This is a genomic window from Variovorax monticola (assembly GCF_051216855.1).
GTDB lineage: Bacteria > Pseudomonadota > Gammaproteobacteria > Burkholderiales > Burkholderiaceae_C > Variovorax.
The window spans coordinates 51773-70596 of the sequence record NZ_JBPJZP010000005.1; the positions used below are offsets into that span (position 1 = coordinate 51773).

The following is an 18824-nucleotide window of genomic DNA, read 5'->3' on the forward strand; positions in this document are numbered from 1 at the left end:
TGTGAAGGGCTGACGCGGTTCTCGGACATCATCCGGTTACTTTTATAGACAACTGGAAACAAAAATGCCGCAGTCCGTGCCCGTCGGCCTCTCTCGCCGCAGCCTCGCCGCATGGATGGCCGCAGGCGTGGTGCCCGCCGCGCTGTGGCCACGGATGTCGCGCGCGGCCGAGCCGCAGCTCGCACCCAAGCTGCGCATCGTCATTCCCGCCAACGAAGGCGGCGGCTGGGACCAGACCGGCCGCGCGCTCGGCGCGGCCATGGTGGCCGCGGGCGCGGTGGGCGAGGTCAACTACGAGAACATCGGCGGCAAGGGCGGCACCATCGGCCTGGCGAAGTACGTGCAGAAGTACGACTCCGACCCCGACACCCTGTTGATGAGCGGCATGGTCATGGTCGGCGCGGTCGCGCTGCAGAAGCCCGCCGTCACCCTGGCGCAGGTCGCGCCCGTGGCGCGGCTCACCAGCGACTACGAAGTGGTGGCGGTCAGGGCCGACTCGCCCATCAAGACCCCCAAGGACCTGATCGCGCAACTGCGCGCCGACGCCGCGAAGACGGTCATCGCGGGCGGCTCGGCCGGCGGCGTGGACCACATGTACGCCGGCATGCTGGCGCGCGTGGCGGGCAACGCGGGCTCGCTGGCCTACCAGGCGCACCCGGGCGGCGCGCAGGTGGTCGAGGCGCTTGAAACGGGCAAGGCCGCGGCCGGCATCTCGGGCTACAGCGAATTCGCGGACCACCTGGCCAACGGCAAGCTGCGCGCCATCGGCGTGTCGGCCAAGCGGCCGTTCCAGGGCATTCCATCGGTGCGCGAACAGGGCGTGGACGCCGACCTCGCCAACTGGCGCGGCGTGCTCACCGGCAAGAAAGTGCCCGCCGAGCGCCGCGCCGTGCTGCTCGAAGCGGTGCGCCGCGCCACCACCGCCGACCTCTGGCAAAAGACCATCAAGCGCAACAACTGGGACGCGTACTGGATGGCGGGCAAGGACTTCGAGAGCTTCCTGGACCTGGACACCGCCATGGCCGGCCCGCTGATCTATCTGCTCAAGCTGAAGGCCTGATCGCGCGCAGCTTCAGGCGAAGAGCTCCGGCATCTCACGCTGCGCCTTCGGCGTCAGCGTGAGCGCGCGCCCGTCGAGCGCCTGGCGCACCCAGCCCCGGCGCAGCGACAACTGCAGCCATGCGGCCCCCAGCGCGCCGCCCAGATGCGCGCGGCGCTCGCTCCAGTCCAGGCACGCGCAGGCGAAGCGGCGGCGCGAGCGGCGCACCGCATCGACGTCGACCCCCAGGCTCTGCAGCGCGATCGCGCCCTCGGGCGTGAGCTCGTAAGAGCCGCTCTGCAGGCCGCTGAGCCAGCCTTGCGCATGCAGCCGGTCGTGCAATGCCACGCCGGCCGTGCCCGCCATGTGGTCGTAGCAGGTGCGCGCGCTGCGCAGGCGGCTCGGCGTGCTGGGCTCGAACGCGGGTGCGCGCGGGGCGCCGGCCAGCACCATCAGGCTTTCGAGGGCGGCGGCGACGTCGTGGCCGGCCAGGCGAAAGTAGCGGTGCTTGCCCTGCACCAGCAGCTCGACCAACCGCTCGTCCTTCAGCCGCGCGAGGTGCGCGCTCGCGGTGGACGCGGCCACTTCGGCCACGGTGGCGAGTTCGGTGGCGGTGCGCGCGTGGCCGTCCATCAGGCAGCTCAGCATGCGGGCGCGCGCCGGCTCGGCGATGGCGCCGGCCAGGCGGGCCAGCTGGAAGTCGGCGGAAGGCGAAGCGGTGGTGTCCATGCGGCCATCGTAGAGCGACAGCACACGCCACACTTCGTTCGCGGGCGAAGTGTGATGGCGGCTTCGATCGCACACTGCGGCCATGAACCCCGACACTCCCGCCGACCCGGTCGCGGCCGCCACGCATGCCGACCCGTATCCGTACTACGCAACCCTGCGCGAAGGACCGCCGCTCGCATGGAACGATGCGCTGCGCGTGTGGGTCGCGAGCCGCGCGGACGTCATTGCGCAGGTGCTGCAGGCGCACGGTGCGCTGCGCGTGAGGCCCGCGGCGGAGCCGGTGCCGCGCGCCATCGCGGGCAGCGCCGCCGGCGAGGTGTTCGGCCATCTGGTGCGCATGAACGACGGCGCGGCGCACGCCGCGCACCGGCCCGCGCTGCAGCGGGCGCTGGCCGGGCTCGACCTGCACGCGGTGCGAGAAGCCGCCTTGCAGGTGGCGCGGCGCGTGCCTCGGCAGCAGCCGCTGTCGGACACGCTGTTCTCGGTGCCCGTGCAATCGGTGGCGCACCTGCTGGGCTTTGCCGACGACGCCTTGCCGCAGGTCGACCGGTGGATGCGCGACTTCGTCGCCTGCCTGTCGCCGCTGTCCACACCGGCGCATCTGCAACACGCCGGCACGGCGGCGGGCGCGCTGATGACACGCTTCGAAGCGCTGGTGGCCGGCACGCCGCCGCGGCACGGCACGCTGCTGCACGGCGTGCTGGCCGAGAGCGAAACGCCGTCACGCGCGCTGCTCGCGAACCTGGTCGGCCTGCTGTCGCAGACCTGCGACGCCACGGCGGGCCTGCTCGGCAACAGCCTGGTCGCCGTGATGCGCGAGCCTTCGCTGCGCGAAGCGGCACGCACGCGCGACGGGCTGCAGACCCTCGTGGAAGAGACGGCGCGGCACGATCCCTCCGTGCAGAACACGCGGCGCTTCGCGGTGGAACCTGTCGCCATCGCGGGCACCACGCTGGCCGCTGGCGACGTGGTGCTGGTGCTGCTGGCCTCGGCCCACCGCGACCCGCTGTTCAACCCCGAGCCCGACCGTTTCATGCCCGTGCGCGCCCAGCGCCGCATGCTCGGCTTCGGCCATGGCGTGCATGCCTGCCCGGGCCAGGCCCTGGCCTGCACGCTGGCGGCGGCCGGCCTCGAAGCGCTGCTGGCCCGCATGCCCGCAGCCGACCTTGCAGCGCAGCGCCTGCGCGGCTGGGGCTACCGGCCGTCGGCCAACGCGCGCATTCCGGTGTTCCACTGACCGGTTCCCGCGAGGTGCGGCGACAGTTGCGCGTCGCCCCAGCGCAGCGGCAACGCCGCCGGTCGGCGCAGCGCATGCGTCACATGAAAGCGCATCAGCCGCTCCGCGCCTTCGAAGGCCTCGACCTCGGGCCCGTTCCAAACGATCTCGGCCGTCGCCGCCACGTGCAGCAGGTCGCCGCTGTCGAAGTCGATGAACAGCAGCCCCGCGCGCGGGTGCGCGGCCAGGTTGCCCAGCGTGTTGAAGAAGCGGTTGCCGTTGAAGTCGGGCACGGTGAGCGTGTCGTCGCCGTCGATGCGCACGAAGCCCGGGCGCCCCCCACGGTGCGACACGTCGACGCCGTGCGAGCTCGCATCGGCCTCGTCGCCGGCCGCCGCTTCGTTCGGGTAGGCGGTGGCGATGAACAGCGTGTCGGCGCTGCCGATGAGGCGGTGCGCAGCCAGGTCGAGCTTGTCGAGCCATTGCGCCGGCTGCACGGGCGGCGCATGGCCCCGGTTCGAAGCCGGCACGGGCTCGCGCGCCTGGATGTAGCGCGGGCAGTTGCCGAAGCTCTGCTGCACCGCGACCGTGAAGCCCGCGGCGTCGAGCGCCTCGACCGTGCCGTTCATGCGGTTGCGCCGCCGCGTGTGCGGCTGGATGCCGAGCAGGCCGAGCGTCGCGCCTGGCGTCAACGCGCCGGCGAGCGGATCGCCCGCCGCAGGCAGCGCATCGACGCGCAGGTGCGTGGCGTCGGGCGAGTGCATGAAGCCGGCCGGCGCGGCCAGCACGCTGGCCCAGGGCTGCAGCTCGGCGTCGAGGCTGCCGACCACCAGGAACGGCAGCTGCGCAAAGAACGCGCGGTGCTGGTCGGGCATGTGGTCGCGGATGACGCGCGGGCCCGCGAACTCCATCTGCTCGCGCGAGCCACCCAGGGCCTGCATGGCCCGCTCGCCCGCATGAAACGGCGCGGCGATCATGCGACCGCCGCAGGCCCGACGGCCGTGCGCACCATCGGAACGAAGCCGGGCAAGGCTTCCACGCGCTCGAGCCAGCCGCGCACGTTCGGATAGGTGGCAAGCGACACGCTGCCTTCGGGCGCATGCGCCACATAGGCGTAGTTCGCGATGTCGGCCAGCGTGGCGGCCGGCCCCGCGAGAAAGGCCTGCTGCCGCAGGTGCAGTTCCATCACCGACAGCAGTGCATGCGAGCGCGTGACGGTGTCGGCGCGGTCGGTGGCCGGGTCGAACAGCGCCATGATCCGCGCCGCCGCCGGGCCGTAGGCCAGCGGGCCGGCGGCCACCGAGAACCAGCGCTGCACGCGCGCAGCGCCTACCGCGTCGCGCGGCATCCAGCGCGCGGGGTCGCTCGCATAGCGTTCGTTGAGGTAGACCAGGATCGCGTTGGAGTCTGCCAGCGTGAGCTCGCCGTCCTCGATCACCGGCACCTGGCCGAAGGGGTTGCGCGCGAGGAACTCGGGCGCGCGGTTTTCGCGCCGGGGCACGTCGATCTCGATGTTCTCGAAGGGCAGCCCGAGCAGGGTGAGGAACAGGCGCACGCGGTGCACGTGGCCCGACAGGGCGGAGCCAAAGAGCTTGATGGGCTTGATGGGCCGGGCGGGTGGTGCAGGGCGGGTGGCGGTGGTGTTCATGGCAAGGTCTTTCGGAAGTGGCGGGGCGTGGCGCCGATTCTTCTCTCTTGCGCTCGATGAATGAATAGCCATTCCTGTATTTGACTGCTGCGTTTTCCGGTTTAATCGGCCCATGGATCGCTTCAAGGCCATGCAGACCTTCGTTCAGATTGCCGACCAGGGCAGCATGACCCGCGCCGCCGAGGCAATGGGCACCTCGCTGCCCGCGGTGGTGCGCGCGCTGGCCGCGCTCGAGGCGCACCTGGGCGTGCGCCTGTTCCACCGCACCACGCGCCGGCTGTCGCTCACCGAAGAGGGCCGCCACTACCTGCCCAGCGCGCGCGACGTGCTGCTCGCGGCCGACGCCGCCGACCTGGCGCTCCGGGCCGAGGCCAGCGAGCCCGCAGGCCAGCTCACCATCACCGCGCCGGTGCTGTTCGGCCACATGTACGTGGCGCCCGCCATCGTGCGCTTCATGCAGCGCCACGAGAAGGTGCGCTGCAGCGTGCGGCTGTACGACCGCAGCGTGAACCTGCTGGAAGAAGGCATCGACGTGGGCATCCGCATCAGCCCGCTGGAAGACTCGTCGCTGGTGGCGCAGACGCTGGGCACCATCCGCCGCGTGGTGGCCGCGAGCCCGGCCTACCTGGCGCAGCACGGCGTGCCGCGGCATCCGCGCGACCTGGAAGGCGCGCCCTGCGTGCGCGGCCGGGTCGACATGCCGTCGCAGTGGCTGTTTCGCGAAGGCGGCAAGACCATCGGCGTCACGCCAGACCCGCGGCTGGAGTTCAACCACAACGCGCCCGCCATCGAGGCCTGCGCGGCGGGCATGGGCTTCGGCACCTTCTTCTCGTACCAGGTGATGCCGCACGTGGCGCAGGGGCGGCTCGCGCTGGTGCTCGAAGACTTCGAGCCGCCGCCGCGCCCGGTGAGCGTGATCTACCCGAACGCGCGGCTGCTGCCGGCGCGCACGCGGGCCTTCATCGCGTGGATGAAGACGGAGTTCAGCGGGCTCAGGCTTTAGCCGGGGCCGCCGGAGGCAGCGGATGGCAGCAGGAACGGCGCAAGCCAGTCTGGCTGGGGCGGCTCGCGGCTGTCGTGCAGGCAGATTTCGGCGTCCTGCTTCAGCAGCGGCCACCCGTCGCGCGCGAGCTGGCTGGTCAACGCCCGCACGCGCGCGCTGAACTCGGCCAGCGGCTCGCGGCTGCACAGCGTGACGAAGCAGGTGTCGGCGTCCTCGCGCAGGCTGTCGCGCGACAACCGCGCACCATGCACCTCGCACAGGCGCCGCAGGTCGGCCATGTCGTGCAGCTGCCGCAGCTTGCCGCGCCACTCGAAATACCGGCCCGGGTGGCCGAAGCGTTCGGAGTCCTGCACCGGGGCGTCGACCTTCACGTCCATCACGGCCATGCCCGCGCGCGCCAGCCACTGCGCCAGCGCCATCGCTTCGGCCCGGGCCTCCTCGAGATCGGCGCGCAGCCAGGCCGTGGCCGATGGTTGGCGTTGCTGCACGCCGTGGTGGTGGTCGATGAGCAGCGGCCGCAGCCCGACCTGCTCGCAGGTCGCGACAAAAAAGGGAATCTGGGAATCGGGCAGCGCGCCGCAGGTCAGGTGCAGCTCCAGCATGCCCTTCATCGCGCCACCGCCGGTTCGGGCAGCGGCTTGCCGTCGCACAGCGCGGCAGCGTCGAGGGCCATGCTGTGCACCGCCTCTTCGAGCCCGAGGTTCAGCACCGACATGAACTCGCCGTTGCCGCTGGCGAAGTTGGTGCGCGTGCCCATGCCGTGGTATTGCCGCACGGCCGTTGCTCCGCCGGGCAGGCGGTAGCTGACCTGGAGCACGACGTGCGAGACGAGGTTCAGGCCCGCCGACCATGCATGCGCCAGGCGCAACGCCACGTCCGCGGTGACCTGCCCCGAGGCGCCGTTCGCGGTGACCTGCACGGCTCCGCCGTTCGAGGCGGGGGCGCCCAGCACCGGCTGGAACCCGTAGCGGCGGGTCGACTGCAGCGCGCCGCGCGTCCACGCCGTGGCGTCGCCGCTGCGCAGCGACTGCACCGAGCGGGGCGTGGCATGCACCGTGGGCAGCATCACGGTGAGGTTGCCGGCGTTGGCCTTGTTGCTGCGCACGTCCTCGACGGCCGGCAGGTACAGCATGCAACCACGCACCAGCCGCGGCGTCACGACCGGCACGCCGTCGGGCCGCTCGGCCGGCTCCGACGAGGTCTCGAACACCATGGGCAACGGCTCGCTCTCGGTGACCGCATGCGACAGGCCCGGCAGGGCGCACAGCGCGGCCAGGGCCAAGGCGCCTCTTCGTCCGGCCGTCATGGCGCGGCGCTCCGCACCGAATACAAGGCGCCGTCCTGGTCGCGGAACAGCACGCGCCCCGGTTGCTCGTCGAAGCCGGCGCCGGCCAGCGTCACCCAGGAGCCGTTGACGTTGAAGCGCGCGGTCTTCACGCCGGCGGTGCGGGCGCCGGCAATGTCCATCGCCACGGCGTGCAGGGTCTGCACCACCGACTCGCGCATCACGCCGCGCAGCACCTGGCCGTCGCTGGCCGTGAGCCTGCGCAGGACAGCGGCGCGCGCGGTGCCGCCGATGGGTGTCTGGAAGATGACCGAGGTGCGGTAGCTCGGCTCGCTGGCCCCGTCCTGCCACAGCAAGGCGGTGGTGCGCGTGGTGAAGGCGCCCAGGCCGGGCTCCAGCGCGTACTGCAGCAACAGCACCATGTAGGCGGGCCCGGAGCGGGTGGCGGCGATGCGAGCCTCATGCTCGGGCTTGGGCGGCATGGCCGCGAGCACCTGCGAGGAGCGGACCTTCAGAGGAAACGCGGTCGGCTCGGCCAGCGCCGCATCGAGCGCCTTGCCGGCCTCGGCGCGGTAGTCGTAGTCCAGCAGCGGCCCGACGATGGCCTGCACCTCGGCGCTCATGTCCTTCTGGCGCGACTGCTGCACCGACGAGTCGATGATCGCGCCGATGAGCCCGCCGCCCGTGGCCGCGCTCACGCCGGGGGCCTGCGCGGAGAACATGAAGCTCTCCTGCGCGACGACCACGCGCAGGTCGACCGTCTGGACCTTGGCGCGGTCCGCGGCCGCCAGGGGCCGATGAAAGGGGGCACAGGCGCCGAGCAGCAGCAACACCGACAGCGCGAGCCAGAAACGCAGCATCGTTGGGCCTCCCCCCGCGAAATGCAAACTGGCGTCGATTGTGCCGCCGGCGAAGGGCCCGGGTTGCGTGACGTGTCCATCGATTGAAGCGAGGGGAACGGCTGTTGCGTGCCTGCGTCAGAATGGCCGCGTGCCGCCCTCTTCCTTCTCTTCCTCCCCTTCCCCCCTTTCCCCTCCCCCGCTCTTCCAGGTCAGCCACCTGCGCAAGCGCTACGGCGACACCACGGTCGTGGACGACCTGTCGTTCGAGATCGCGCCGGGCGAATGCCTGGGCGTGATCGGCCCGAACGGCGCGGGCAAGACCACCACCATCCGCATGTGCCTGGGTCTCACCGCGCCCGACGGCGGCGAGATCTCCGCGCTGGGCCTGCAGATGCCGCGCGACGCGCTGGCCATCAAGGCGCAGTTGGGCGTGGTCACGCAGTTCGACACGCTGGACCCCGACTTCAGCTGCGCCGAGAACCTGGTGGTGTACGGCCGCTACTTCGGCTTTGCCAAGGCGCAGGTGCGCGCCCGCGTACCGCAGCTGCTGGAGTTCGCGGCGCTTTCGCACAAGGCCGACGCGAAACCCGGCGAGCTGTCGGGCGGCATGCGCCGGCGCCTGTCGCTGGCGCGCGCGCTGGTGAACGACCCCAAGCTGCTGCTGCTCGACGAGCCCACCACCGGCCTCGACCCGCAGGCGCGCCACCTGATGTGGGAGCGGCTGCAGGTGCTGCTGCAGCAGGGCAAGTCGATCCTGCTGACCACGCACTTCATGGACGAGGCCGAGCGCCTGTGCTCGCGCCTGCTGGTGCTCGACCACGGCCGCAAGATCGCCGAGGGCAAGCCGCGCGACCTGATCGCCGAGCACCTGGAGCCCGACGTGGTCGAGGTGTACGGCAACGGCGCGGTGGCGCTCGCCGAGTCGCCCGAACTCAAGGCGATGGCGGCACGTGTCGAGGTGAGCGGGGAGACCGTGTTCTTCTACACGCAGGACGCGCGGCGCCTGCTGGATGCGCTCACGCAGCACGGCGGGCTGCGCACCTTTCACCGGCCCGCGAACCTGGAAGACCTTTTCCTGAAACTCACGGGTCGCCAGATTCGCGAGGACGGCTAAGCCATGAATACGACAACGACCACTCACTCCGCCACCGCCACGCCTTCGGTGTGGCGCGCGCCCGAGCTCTCCATGCGCTGGTGGCCCGTGTTCCTGCGCAACCTGCTGGTGTGGCGCAAGCTGGCCATTCCGAGCCTGATCGGCAACATCGCCGAGCCGCTGATCTGGCTGGTGGCCTTCGGCTACGGCATGGGCGCGCTGGTGGGCCAGGTGGCGGTGGACGGCGTGAAGGTGCCCTACATCCTGTTCCTGGCCAGCGGCTCGATCTGCATGAGCGCCATGAACGCGGCCAGCTTCGAGGCGCTGTATTCGGCCTTTTCGCGCATGCACGTGCAAAAGACCTGGGACGGCATCATGAACGCGCCGGTGGGCCTGGACGACATCGTGCTGGCCGAGATGCTGTGGGCGGCGTTCAAGTCGATCTTCACCGTCACGGCCATCCTGTTCGTGATGCTCGGGCTGGGCATCAGCCACAGCCCCAAGCTCGTCGTCGCGTGGCTGGTGCTCATCGGCGCGGGCATCACCTTCTCGTCGATCGCGCTGATCTTCAACGCGCTGGCCAAGGGCTACGACTTCTTCACCTACTACTTCACGCTGTTCATGACGCCCATGATGTTCCTGAGCGGCGTGTTCTTTCCGCTGGAACAACTGCCTTCGGCCGTGAAGGCGGTGGCGGCCTGGCTGCCGCTGACCAATGCGGTGGCGCTGGTGCGTCCGCTCTTCATGGACCAGTGGCCCACCGACTGGTGGCTGCACGCGGGCGTGCTGGCGGTGTATGGGGTGGCGGCTTTCTGGATTGCGCTGGCGCTCACGCGCAGGCGCTTCAGGGGCTGAAGGGTAGGCCAAACGGGCCGTCCCACCGGCGCGTCAGGGGCTGTAACCGGGGCGGCCGGCGCGGGTCTTCGGTGTAGACTGCCAGGTTTTTCGGACTGCGGTATCTGGCTGTATGGCGCAAGTTTCAGGGCGCACAGGATTCAACGGCTCGGCGCTCGTTCGCTTGCTTTCACGGCTGTCTGAAGTCGACGTTCGCGAACCCCGGCAAGTCACCGCCGACCGGCTGAGCCAATGGTTCGGCTGGACCGACGCCATCTCTCTTTCCGCCGCATTGAACGGCAACCCGGCGGCCTCGCCGTCCGGTGCACTCGCGTCCTCCGACGCAGAAGAAAACGAATGCAACCGCGTGCGGGCCGCGCTCACGAGCGCCATCGCGCAGGACAGCGCCTTCCTGCCGGCACCGGCCTCCGCGCAGTTCACGCAGTTCACCAAAGCCTCCCAGCCCAAGGACACCGCCATCGACACTCCGGTCGCCCCGATCGCCCCGATCGCTTTCGCGCCGTACCGCCAGCGCTACCTCGCCCGGCAACAGGCGATGGACGCGGCCGTAGTCCCGCTGCGCGGCCGGCTGCGTGCCAGGCTGGCGGGCACCTCGCCCGCCATGGCGCGGCTGGCCGGGGTCGACGTGGTCATGGAACAGGTGCTCGGCGCGCAGGAGCGCACCCTGCTGGCCAGCGTGCCCACGCTGCTCGAAAAGCATTTCAAGCGCCTGCGCGACGCCTCGCCCGACGGCTGGCTCGACACCTTCCACCAGGACGCACGCGACCTGCTGCTGGCCGAACTGGACTTCCGATTTCAACCGGTCGACGGGCTGCTCGAAGCCCTTCGCACCAGGCACAAAGACCTTCCTCCATGAACAGATTCCTCCATCACGCGGTCATTGCCGCAGGCCTGGCCATCGTGGTCTGGGCCGGCGCGGGCTACATCGGCTCGAACCCGCTGGCGCTGGGCGTGACAGTGCTCGTCGGCGCGTTCTACGTCATGGGCGCGCTGGAGCTGCACCGCTTTCACCAGGCCACGTCCACGCTGACGAAGGCCGTGGCCGACCTGTCCGCGCCGCCGCCCAACCTGGGCGCCTGGCTGGCCCAGCTGCACCCTTCGCTGCAGAACGCGGTGCGCCTGCGCGTGGAAGGCGAGCGCGTGGGCCTGCCCGGCCCGGCGATGACGCCGTACCTCGCGGGCTTCCTGGTGCTGCTGGGCATGCTGGGCACCTTCCTGGGCATGGTCGTCACGCTCAAGGGCACGGGCATCGCGCTGGAAAGCTCGACCGACCTGCAGTCCATTCGCGCCTCGCTGTCCGCCCCCGTGAAGGGCCTGGGCCTGGCGTTCGGCACCTCGGTGGCGGGCGTGGCCGCATCGGCCATGCTGGGCTTCGCCTCGGCGCTGAGCCGGCGTGAACGCATGCAGGCCGGGCAGTTGCTCGACAGCAAGATCGCGACCACCCTGCGGCCCTACTCGCAGGTGCACCAGCGCGAAGCGTCCTTCAAGCTGCTGCAGCGCCAGGCCGAGGCCATGCCCGAGCTGGTCGGCCAGCTGCAGGCCGTGATGGCCGCCATGGAGCGGCAGAGCCTGGCGCTCAACGAGCGCCTCGCCGCGGGGCAAGACAACTTCCACATCAGGACCGAGGCCGCCTATGTCGGGCTGGCCGCGTCGGTCGACAAGTCGCTGCAGCACAGCCTGACCGAAAGCGCGCGCATCGCGAGCGCGGCGATCCAGCCGGTGGTCGAGGCCACCATGGCGGGCATCGCGCGCGAGACGGCCTCGCTGCACGACACGCTCGCGCAGACCGTGCAGCAGCAGCTCGACGGCCTCTCCACCCGCTTCGAGGCCACCACCGGCCGCGTGGCCGACACCTGGAAACTCGCACTCGCCGAGCACCAGCGCACGACCGAGGCGCTGTCCAGCGATGTGCGCGGCGCGCACGACCGCCTGGCCGAGACCTTCGGCGAGCGTTCGGCCGCGCTGGTCGAGAGCGTGGCCGCGCGGCTCGAAGGCACCGTGGGCACCGTGTCCGACACCTGGGGCGGCGCGCTGGCGCAGCATCGGCTCACGAGCGAGCAGCTGTCCGCCGACACGCAGCAGGCGCTGACGGCGGCGGCCGCCACCTTCGCGCAGCACTCGGCCTCGCTGCTGGGCACCGTGGGCCAGGCGCACACCGACCTGCAGACAGAACTCGCGTCGCGCGACGAACAGCGGCTTGCCGCATGGACGCAGTCGCTGGCGTCGATGGCCGGCACGCTGCAACACGAATGGCAGCAGGCCGGCGCCCACACGCTGGGCCAGCAGCAGCAACTGCTGGACACCATGGCGCAGACCGCGCGCGACATGTCGGCCCGGACCGAAGCGCACGCGAAGAACACCACCGCAGAAATCGCCCAGCTGCTGCAGGCCGCCGCCGAGGCGCCCCGCGTCGCGGGCGAAGTGATGACCGCGCTGCGCCAGAAGCTCGCAGACAGCATGGACAGCTGGCAAGCCACGCTGGCCGAGCACCAGCGCACGACCGAGGCGCTGTCGGCCGATGTGCGCGGCGCGCACGACCGCCTGGCGCAGACCTTCGGCGAACGCTCGGGCGCGCTGGTCGACAGCGTTGCGGCGCGGCTCGAAAGCGCCGTGGGCAGCGTGGACCTGGCACACGCCGAGCTGCAGACCCAGCTGGCCTCGCACGACGAGCGGCGCCTGTCCGCATGGACGCAATCGCTCGCGTCGATGGCGCAGGCGCTGCAGCACGAATGGCAGCAGGCCGGCGCGAACACGCTGGGCCAGCAGCAGCAACTGCTGGACACCATGGCGCAGACTGCGCGCGACATGTCGGCACAGAACGACGCGCACGCCAAGACCACCACCGCCGAGATCGCCCAGCTGCTGCAGGCGGCTGCCGAGGCACCCCGCGTCGCGGCCGACGTGGTGGCCGAGCTGCGCCAGAAGCTGTCGGACAGCATGGCGCGCGACAACGTGATGCTCGAAGAACGCAGCCGCATCCTCGGCACGCTGTCCACGCTGCTGGACGCCGTGAACCATGCCTCCACCGAGCAGCGCGCGGCGGTCGATTCGCTGGTGGCCGCGTCGGCCGACGTGCTGGAGCGCGTGGGAAGCCGCTTCACCGAGAAGATCGACGAGGAAACCCACAAGATGTCGGCCGTGGCCGCGCAGATCACCGGCGGCGCCGTCGAGGTGGCCAGCATGGGCGAGGCCTTCGGGTTCGCGGTGCAGCTGTTCAGCGAATCGAACGACAAGATGGCCGCGCAGCTGCAGCGCATCGAAGGCGCGCTGGGCAAGTCGATCTCGCGCAGCGACGAGCAGCTGGCCTACTACGTGGCGCAGGCGCGCGAAGTGATAGACCTGAGCATCATGTCGCAGAAGCAGATCGTCGAAGACCTGCAGCGCATCGCCGACCGGCAGGCCGCCGTGGGCAGCGACGCGTGATGCAGGACGAGCTCGACGGCGGCACCGACAGCGTGGACGGCGCAGGGCCCGGCGTGCCGGTGTGGGCGGTGTTCGGCGACCTGATGTCGGGCCTGCTGGGCGCGTTCGTGCTCATCCTGGTGTGCGCGCTGGGCATGCAGCTCGAACTGGCCAGCAAGCTGGAGACCGAGGTGCAGCAGCGCCAGGCCGAGACCAAGCGCCGGCAGACGCTCGAAGAGGCGCTGGCGGCCCCGCTGGCCGCGGGCCGCGTGACGCTGAACGACGGGCGCATCGGCATCAGCGGCAACGTGCTGTTCGCCTTCAACTCCGCCGACCTGCAGCCCGAAGGCCGGCAGCTGCTCAAGAGCCTGGCGGGGCCGCTGGCGGCGTACCTGCGCTCGCGCGACGAAATTCTGATGGTGAGCGGCTTCACCGACGACCGGCAGATGCGCGACAACGCGCGCCAGTTCGCCGACAACTGGGAGCTGTCGGCGCAGCGCGCGCTGACGGTGACGCGCGCCTTGATCGAGTCCGGCGTGCCGTCGTCGTCCATCTTTGCTGCGGCCTTCGGTGCCGAGCAGGCGGTGGCCTCAAACGCCGACGCCGACGGCCGCTCGAAGAACCGGCGCGTGGAGATGGCGCCGACGCCCCGGCCCTCGCGCACCCACACGGGCACCAAGGTCCGTGAGTAGCGACGCCGCCCCCGACGCAGGCGCGGCGCTGGCCGCGTGGCGCGCGCGTGGCGACGACCGCGCCGACCCGGTGCGCTTTCGCTTCATCGAGGCGATGGCCCGCCGCGCCGACGCACACGACGGCGAGGCGCGGCGCATGCTCGACGAGCGGATCGGCCAGTTGCTCGCGGCGTACGGCGAGGCGCTTCGCCAGCGGCTTGGCGCGATCGCCCCGCCGGAAGAAGCACCATTGGCACGCAGCGCGCTCGCAGAGCTCATCGACCACCTTGCGGTGCTTGCGCCTGCTTCGGGCGAAGGCCTTGCAGCGAGCGGTGCCACGCCCGACCTGAAGGCCGTCACCTACTTCCGCAGCACCTGGTCCAAACTCAGCGCCGACCGGCGCCTGACGCAGTCGCTGGCCAAGGTGCCGGACAACGCCGGCCCGCTGAACTCGCACCACCTGGTGCACCGCGCGCTCATCCTCATGCGCGAACTCTCGCCGGAGTACCTGAACCGGTTCATGTCCTACGTCGATTCCCTGTTGTGGATCGACCAGGCCAATGGCAGCATGGCAGCCGCGGCGGCAGCGAGCGCGCCGCGCGCCGACAACACGAAGAAAACCGGTCGAGAGAAAACAGGCCGCGGCAAGCCGGCCTGAACGCCGCGGTGCTGCCGCTGAAACCGACACTTTCAATTTATATTGCACGCAATTCAATTGCTCACTACAATTCAACCCATGCGCTCCACCCCCGTCACCGCCGACGACATGCTCAAGCTGGACAACCAGCTGTGCTTTGCGGTCTATTCCGCCTCGCTGGCCATGACGCGCCTGTACAAGCCGCTGCTCGAAAAGCTGCAGCTCACCTACCCCCAATACCTGGTCATGCTCTCGCTGTGGGAGCAGGACGGCCACACGGTCTCCGCGCTCGGCGAGCGGCTGTCGCTCGACTCGGGCACGCTCACGCCGCTGCTCAAGCGCCTCGAAGCCAATGGCTACGTCAGCCGTGTGCGCGACGTGGCCGACGAGCGGCGCGTGCACATCACGCTCACCGCCGCGGGCCGCAGGCTGAAGACCAAGGCGGCCAACGTGCCGGCCTGCCTCCTGGCCGCCACCGAATGCTCGGTGCCGGAACTCATTGCGATCACGCAGCAGCTGCAAACGCTGCGCGACCGCATCAAGAAAGCCGCGTAGCCCTTCGCGCGGCCAACGTTCACCCTGTCCCTTCACTTCATCAAAGGAAATCACCATGACCACCAAGCTCGACAAAGTGCTCTACACCGCAGAAGCCCACACCGTCGGCGGCCGTGACGGCGCAGGCAAGTCCAGCGACGGCGCCATCGACGTCAAGCTGAGCTCGCCCGGCTCCGGCAAGCCCGGCACCAACCCCGAACAGCTGTTCGCGGTCGGCTACGCCGCCTGCTTCATCGGTGCGATGAAGGCCGTCGGCCCGAAGATCGGCGTGACGGTGCCTGACGACGTGTCCATCGACTCCAGCGTTTCCCTCGGCCCGACGAACGGCGGCGCGGCTTACGGCGTTTCCGTGAAGCTGGCGATCACGCTGCCGGGCCTGGACGCCGAAGCCAAGCAGAAGCTGGTCGACACCGCCCACCAGGTGTGCCCGTACTCGAACGCGACGCGCGGCAACATCGACGTCGAACTCACCATTGCCTGACCTGGGCTCGCCCCCAGGCTTCGCGCACTTCGTGTCGCTGCTCCTTCCCCCTACCGGGGGCAACACCTGAGGCCCGGCAAAGCCGGTTCCTCGGTGTTCCCTTGAAGGAGACTGTCCATTCCTTGAAAGCGATCCGGTCACAAGCCAGGTCGCTTTTTTTGTGCCCGCCGATGTCTCACGGGTGACGCCGAAACGCGCTGCACGCTAGCGCCTTTCATCCGGCTTGGCTAACGTCGCGGGCACATCCACTGCCGGAGCTTCACCCATGCGCACGACCAGCCTCCTGATTCGCAAAGACCAGCTCGCCACCACGCGCCTGCACACCGCCGACGACGAAGCCCTGGCCGACGGCCAGGTGCGCGTGCGCATCGACAACTTTGCGCTCACCTCGAACAACATCACCTACGCCGCCTTCGGCGATGCGATGAGCTACTGGCAGTTCTATCCGACCGGTGAAGAAGGCTGGGGCAGCATCCCCGTGTGGGGCTTCGCGAGCGTGGTGCAGTCGCTGCACCCGGGCGTGGCGGTGGGCGAGCGGCTGTACGGCTACTGGCCGATGGCCTCGGGCGCGGTGCTCAGCCCCGGGCGGCTGTCGGCCGAGCGCTTCGCCGACATGGCGGAGCACCGCGCAGCGCTGCCGGCCGTCTACAACCAGTACTTCCGTTGCGCGAGCGATGCGCTCTACACGGCCGACACCGAAGACATCCAGGCGCTGCTGCGCCCGCTGTTCATCACCTCGTGGCTGATCGACGACTTCATGGCCGACAACGACTTCTTCGGTGCGAAGACGATGCTGCTGTCGAGCGCGTCGAGCAAGACGGCCTATGGCACCGCATTTCAGTTGCACCAGCGCAAGGGCATCGAGGTGATCGGCCTCACGTCGCCCGCCAACGTCGCCTTCTGCGAAAGCCTGGGCTGCTACGACCGCGTGCTGACCTACGACGCGCTCGACAGCATCGCGGCCGACACGCCTTGCGTGTACGTCGACTTCGCGGGCAACGGGGCGCTGCGCAACGCGGTCCACGAACGCTTCATCCACCTGAAATACAGCAGCTCCATCGGCGGCACGCACGTCGAGCAGCTCGCGGCCAAGGGCGCGGGCAAGGACCTGGCCGGCCCGCGCGCCACGCTGTTCTTCGCGCCGGCGCAGATCAAGAAGCGCACGGCGGAGTGGGGCGCCGACGAATTCGGCAAGCGCATGGTCGCGGCCTGGCACGCATTCATCGCCGAGGTCACTGACGCGAAAAGCCCCTGGCTGCATGCCGAACACCACCACGGCGGCGACGCGGTGGCTGCCGCCTATGCGCAAGTGCTCGCGGGCAAGGGCGACCCGCGCAGCGGCCATGTCCTTTCTCTTTACAAACAACCTGTAGGCGCCTGAGACCGCCGCTCGCCGTGTGGCGACAATCGCCGCATGACTCTTTCCTCTGCAGCGCCCGCGAACACCCATCCTTACGAGAGCCTCACGCCCGACGTGGTGCTCGACGCGCTCGCAACGCTCGGCCTGTACGGCGACGGCCGGCTCACCGGCCTGAACTCCTATGAAAACCGGGTCTACCAGGTGTTCCTGGAAGACCGCAGCGCGGTGGTGGTCAAGTTCTACCGCCCCGGCCGCTGGACCGACGCCGAGATCCTCGAGGAGCACGGCTTCTCGCTCGAACTGGCGGCCGGCGAAGTGCCCGCCGTGGCGCCCCTGGCCTTCGACGGCAAGACCCTGCACCACCACGCCGGCTTCGCCTTCAGCGTGAGCCCGTACCGCGGCGGTCGCTCGCCGGAGCTCGACGACTTCGAGGTGCTCGAATGGGTGGGCCGCTTTCTGGCGCGCATCCACACCGTGGGCAGCGCGAGGCCATTCGAGGCCCGCCCCGCGCTCGACCTGCAGACCTTCGGCCTCGACTCGCGCGACTGGCTGCTGGAAAACGACAAGATTCCGCTCGACATGCAGCGCGAATGGGAAAAAACCTGCAACGAGGCGCTGGACATGGTGCGCGCAACCGCCCTCGCGCTGCAGCCGCCGGCCTCCGACTTCAAGCCGCGCAAGCTGCGCCTGCACGGCGACGTGCACCCAGGCAACATCTTGTGGACGCCCACCGACCGCCCCGGCGGCGGCCCGCACTTCGTCGACCTGGACGACGCGCGCACCGGCTTCGCGGTGCAGGACCTGTGGATGCTGCTGTCGGGCGACCGCGCGCAGCGCACCTCGCAGCTGTCGGGCCTGCTCGACGGCTACGAGCAGTTCCGCGAGTTCGACCGGCGCGAGCTGGCGCTGATCGAACCGCTGCGCACGCTGCGGCTCATTCACTACAGCGCGTGGCTGGCGCGGCGCTGGGAAGACCCGATCTTTCCGATCAACTTTCCGTGGTTCGGCTCCAGCGACTACTGGAAGGGCCAGATCCTCGTGCTCGAAGACCAGTGCGAGCAGATGGCGGAAGAGCCGCTCTACGCCTGAAGCCTGGCGGCGGCTTCGATGCTGTCCGCCACGCCTTGCAGCAGCCGCTCGACCAGCACATTGGCCGGCCCGTTGCGCCAGATGCCATAGGCCTCCGACTGCGCCACCTCCCGGTCGAGCGGGCGGAACACCGCGCCGCGCAGCGCCGAATGCCGCATCGCCTGCGGCACCAGCGCCACGCCCATGCCCTGCGACACCAGCGACACCACCGCCAGCCAATGGCGCACCTCGTGGCGCACCTCGGGCAAAAAGCCCGCGTCGGCGCAGATCGACAGGATGCGCTCGTGGTAATCGGGTGAAGCCTCGCGCGAGAACAGCACGAAAGGCTGGTCACGCAGGTCGGCCGGGGCCAGCACGCGCTTGCGCGCCAGCGCATGGCCAGAGGGCAGGCAGGCCACGAAAGGCTCCGACAGCAGCAGCCGGTGCTGCAGCTCCTGCGGCACGCGGCGCGTGTGGGCAAAACCCAGGTCGAGCCGGTCGTTCAGCAGCTCGGAAATCTGCACGCCGGAGTTGAGCTCGCTCAGCGTGATGCGCACCGCCGGGTGCTTCGCCTGGAATGCGCGCAGCGCCTGCGGCAGGCCCCGGTACAGCATGGCGCCGACGAAGCCGATGCGCAGCCGCCCCGCCGAGCCCAGCGCCACGTCGCGTGCCTCGATGGCGGCTTCTTCGGCCTGCAGCAGCACGCGACGCGCCGAGATGCGCAGCGCGTCTCCCGCGGGCGTGAGCCGCACCTCCTTGCTGTTGCGCTCGAACAGCCGCGCGCCCACCGACTCCTCGAGCTGCCGGATGGCCACCGACAGCGGCGGCTGCGAGATCGACAGGCGCCGCGCCGCGCGCCCGAAGTGCAGCTCGTCGGCAAGCACGGAGAAGTAGCGCAGGTGTCGAAGTTCCATGGATAGTCAGATCGAATAGAACAAGA

Annotated in this window: 20 protein-coding genes; 13 read left to right on the forward strand and 7 right to left on the reverse strand. The window is 70.1% G+C overall.

All coding sequences use genetic code 11. The features are described 5' to 3' along the window. Positions 1-64: 64 nt before the first annotated feature. A complete protein-coding gene (locus tag ACSFA5_RS18000) occupies positions 65-1060 on the forward strand; it encodes a Bug family tripartite tricarboxylate transporter substrate binding protein (protein WP_435445415.1) in 996 nt (331 codons plus the stop codon). Positions 1061-1072: 12 nt separating this feature from the next. Here the strand turns inward: ACSFA5_RS18000 and ACSFA5_RS18005 are convergent, their stop codons facing one another. Next, positions 1073-1768: an ArsR/SmtB family transcription factor gene (locus ACSFA5_RS18005; RefSeq protein ID WP_435445416.1), complete on the reverse strand. Its 696-nt coding sequence runs from the start codon at positions 1766-1768 to the stop codon at positions 1073-1075. 82 nt (positions 1769-1850) lie between these two features. Here ACSFA5_RS18005 and ACSFA5_RS18010 point away from each other — a divergent pair, with 82 nt between their 5' ends. After that, positions 1851-3005: a cytochrome P450 gene (locus ACSFA5_RS18010; protein ID WP_435445417.1), complete on the forward strand. Its 1155-nt coding sequence runs from the start codon at positions 1851-1853 to the stop codon at positions 3003-3005. Here the strand turns inward: ACSFA5_RS18010 and ACSFA5_RS18015 are convergent. Both ACSFA5_RS18015 and ACSFA5_RS18020 read right to left on the reverse strand, forming a co-directional pair. Beyond that, complete coding sequence (locus ACSFA5_RS18015; protein WP_435445418.1) at positions 2963-3961, reverse strand: flavin-nucleotide-binding protein; 999 nt, start codon at positions 3959-3961, stop codon at positions 2963-2965. The genes ACSFA5_RS18010 and ACSFA5_RS18015 overlap by 43 nt on opposite strands. Next, on the reverse strand, positions 3958-4632 hold the full coding sequence (locus ACSFA5_RS18020) for a glutathione S-transferase family protein (RefSeq protein ID WP_435445419.1): 675 nt from the start codon (positions 4630-4632) through the stop codon (positions 3958-3960). Before ACSFA5_RS18020 ends, ACSFA5_RS18015 begins: the two co-directional genes overlap by 4 nt. 112 nt (positions 4633-4744) lie before the next feature. On the opposite strand from ACSFA5_RS18020, the gene ACSFA5_RS18025 reads away from it, so the two are divergent. After that, a complete protein-coding gene (locus ACSFA5_RS18025) occupies positions 4745-5635 on the forward strand; it encodes a LysR family transcriptional regulator (protein ID WP_435445420.1) in 891 nt (296 codons plus the stop codon). Here ACSFA5_RS18025 and ACSFA5_RS18030 read toward each other — a convergent pair. From ACSFA5_RS18030 to ACSFA5_RS18040, 3 genes are read right to left on the reverse strand one after another with little or no spacing between them, the layout of a single operon-like run. Beyond that, on the reverse strand, positions 5632-6246 hold the full coding sequence (locus ACSFA5_RS18030) for a hypothetical protein (protein WP_435445421.1): 615 nt from the start codon (positions 6244-6246) through the stop codon (positions 5632-5634). The two genes, ACSFA5_RS18025 and ACSFA5_RS18030, sit on opposite strands and share 4 nt — an antisense overlap. Continuing rightward, positions 6243-6941: a hypothetical protein gene (locus tag ACSFA5_RS18035; RefSeq protein WP_435445422.1), complete on the reverse strand. Its 699-nt coding sequence runs from the start codon at positions 6939-6941 to the stop codon at positions 6243-6245. Before ACSFA5_RS18035 ends, ACSFA5_RS18030 begins: the two co-directional genes overlap by 4 nt. Then, the gene (locus ACSFA5_RS18040; protein WP_435445423.1) at positions 6938-7780 is read right to left on the reverse strand and encodes a hypothetical protein; all 843 of its coding nucleotides are present in this window, start codon (positions 7778-7780) and stop codon (positions 6938-6940) included. Before ACSFA5_RS18040 ends, ACSFA5_RS18035 begins: the two co-directional genes overlap by 4 nt. A gap of 130 nt (positions 7781-7910) precedes the next feature. On the opposite strand from ACSFA5_RS18040, the gene ACSFA5_RS18045 reads away from it, so the two are divergent. From ACSFA5_RS18045 to ACSFA5_RS18090, 10 genes are all read left to right on the forward strand, one after another. Continuing rightward, positions 7911-8876: an ATP-binding cassette domain-containing protein gene (locus tag ACSFA5_RS18045; protein ID WP_435445424.1), complete on the forward strand. Its 966-nt coding sequence runs from the start codon at positions 7911-7913 to the stop codon at positions 8874-8876. Positions 8877-8879: 3 nt separating this feature from the next. Continuing rightward, entirely contained in the window at positions 8880-9710 is an 831-nt protein-coding gene (locus tag ACSFA5_RS18050) for an ABC transporter permease (RefSeq protein ID WP_435445425.1), read from the forward strand. Between the two features lie 112 nt (positions 9711-9822). After that, positions 9823-10566, forward strand: a complete 744-nt coding sequence (locus ACSFA5_RS18055; protein WP_435445426.1) for a DUF3348 domain-containing protein — start codon at positions 9823-9825, stop codon at positions 10564-10566. Further along, positions 10563-13133, forward strand: a complete 2571-nt coding sequence (locus tag ACSFA5_RS18060; RefSeq protein WP_435445427.1) for a DUF802 domain-containing protein — start codon at positions 10563-10565, stop codon at positions 13131-13133. Before ACSFA5_RS18055 ends, ACSFA5_RS18060 begins: the two co-directional genes overlap by 4 nt. Continuing rightward, the gene (locus tag ACSFA5_RS18065) at positions 13133-13804 is read left to right on the forward strand and encodes an OmpA family protein (RefSeq protein WP_435445428.1); all 672 of its coding nucleotides are present in this window, start codon (positions 13133-13135) and stop codon (positions 13802-13804) included. Before ACSFA5_RS18060 ends, ACSFA5_RS18065 begins: the two co-directional genes overlap by 1 nt. Further along, positions 13797-14441, forward strand: coding sequence for a DUF2894 domain-containing protein (locus ACSFA5_RS18070; protein WP_435445429.1), 645 nt, complete (start codon positions 13797-13799; stop codon positions 14439-14441). The genes ACSFA5_RS18065 and ACSFA5_RS18070 overlap by 8 nt, the downstream gene beginning before the upstream one ends. A 78-nt stretch (positions 14442-14519) precedes the next feature. Continuing rightward, positions 14520-14975, forward strand: coding sequence for a MarR family winged helix-turn-helix transcriptional regulator (locus ACSFA5_RS18075; RefSeq protein ID WP_435445430.1), 456 nt, complete (start codon positions 14520-14522; stop codon positions 14973-14975). Positions 14976-15030: 55 nt separating this feature from the next. Beyond that, positions 15031-15456, forward strand: coding sequence for an organic hydroperoxide resistance protein (locus ACSFA5_RS18080; RefSeq protein ID WP_435445431.1), 426 nt, complete (start codon positions 15031-15033; stop codon positions 15454-15456). Positions 15457-15721: 265 nt separating this feature from the next. Then, on the forward strand, positions 15722-16837 hold the full coding sequence (locus ACSFA5_RS18085) for a DUF2855 family protein (protein WP_435445432.1): 1116 nt from the start codon (positions 15722-15724) through the stop codon (positions 16835-16837). Positions 16838-16870: 33 nt separating this feature from the next. Then, positions 16871-17905 carry a serine/threonine protein kinase gene (locus tag ACSFA5_RS18090; protein WP_435445433.1) on the forward strand — a complete coding sequence of 345 codons (1035 nt, stop codon included), beginning with the start codon at positions 16871-16873 and terminating at the stop codon, positions 17903-17905. Here the strand turns inward: ACSFA5_RS18090 and ACSFA5_RS18095 are convergent. Then, the gene (locus ACSFA5_RS18095) at positions 17896-18798 is read right to left on the reverse strand and encodes a LysR family transcriptional regulator (RefSeq protein ID WP_435445434.1); all 903 of its coding nucleotides are present in this window, start codon (positions 18796-18798) and stop codon (positions 17896-17898) included. The two genes, ACSFA5_RS18090 and ACSFA5_RS18095, sit on opposite strands and share 10 nt — an antisense overlap. Between the last annotated feature and the right edge of the window lie 26 nt (positions 18799-18824).

Excerpts from the sequence above, each read along its gene's own strand:
- ACSFA5_RS18090 (WP_435445433.1), top strand. The coding sequence starts at position 16,871 with ATGACTCTTTCCTCTGCAGCGCCCGCGAACACCCATCCTTACGAGAGC.
- ACSFA5_RS18020 (WP_435445419.1), bottom strand. The coding sequence starts at position 4,632 with ATGAACACCACCGCCACCCGCCCTGCACCACCCGCCCGGCCCATCAAG.
- ACSFA5_RS18005 (WP_435445416.1), bottom strand. The coding sequence starts at position 1,768 with ATGGACACCACCGCTTCGCCTTCCGCCGACTTCCAGCTGGCCCGCCTG.
- ACSFA5_RS18095 (WP_435445434.1), bottom strand. The coding sequence starts at position 18,798 with ATGGAACTTCGACACCTGCGCTACTTCTCCGTGCTTGCCGACGAGCTG.
- ACSFA5_RS18065 (WP_435445428.1), top strand. The coding sequence starts at position 13,133 with ATGCAGGACGAGCTCGACGGCGGCACCGACAGCGTGGACGGCGCAGGG.
- ACSFA5_RS18040 (WP_435445423.1), bottom strand. The coding sequence starts at position 7,780 with ATGCTGCGTTTCTGGCTCGCGCTGTCGGTGTTGCTGCTGCTCGGCGCC.
- ACSFA5_RS18050 (WP_435445425.1), top strand. The coding sequence starts at position 8,880 with ATGAATACGACAACGACCACTCACTCCGCCACCGCCACGCCTTCGGTG.
- ACSFA5_RS18030 (WP_435445421.1), bottom strand. The coding sequence starts at position 6,246 with ATGAAGGGCATGCTGGAGCTGCACCTGACCTGCGGCGCGCTGCCCGAT.
- ACSFA5_RS18085 (WP_435445432.1), top strand. The coding sequence starts at position 15,722 with ATGCGCACGACCAGCCTCCTGATTCGCAAAGACCAGCTCGCCACCACG.
- ACSFA5_RS18000 (WP_435445415.1), top strand. The coding sequence starts at position 65 with ATGCCGCAGTCCGTGCCCGTCGGCCTCTCTCGCCGCAGCCTCGCCGCA.
- ACSFA5_RS18080 (WP_435445431.1), top strand. The coding sequence starts at position 15,031 with ATGACCACCAAGCTCGACAAAGTGCTCTACACCGCAGAAGCCCACACC.
- ACSFA5_RS18010 (WP_435445417.1), top strand. The coding sequence starts at position 1,851 with ATGAACCCCGACACTCCCGCCGACCCGGTCGCGGCCGCCACGCATGCC.
- ACSFA5_RS18075 (WP_435445430.1), top strand. The coding sequence starts at position 14,520 with ATGCGCTCCACCCCCGTCACCGCCGACGACATGCTCAAGCTGGACAAC.
- ACSFA5_RS18060 (WP_435445427.1), top strand. The coding sequence starts at position 10,563 with ATGAACAGATTCCTCCATCACGCGGTCATTGCCGCAGGCCTGGCCATC.
- ACSFA5_RS18055 (WP_435445426.1), top strand. The coding sequence starts at position 9,823 with ATGGCGCAAGTTTCAGGGCGCACAGGATTCAACGGCTCGGCGCTCGTT.
- ACSFA5_RS18015 (WP_435445418.1), bottom strand. The coding sequence starts at position 3,961 with ATGATCGCCGCGCCGTTTCATGCGGGCGAGCGGGCCATGCAGGCCCTG.
- ACSFA5_RS18025 (WP_435445420.1), top strand. The coding sequence starts at position 4,745 with ATGGATCGCTTCAAGGCCATGCAGACCTTCGTTCAGATTGCCGACCAG.
- ACSFA5_RS18035 (WP_435445422.1), bottom strand. The coding sequence starts at position 6,941 with ATGACGGCCGGACGAAGAGGCGCCTTGGCCCTGGCCGCGCTGTGCGCC.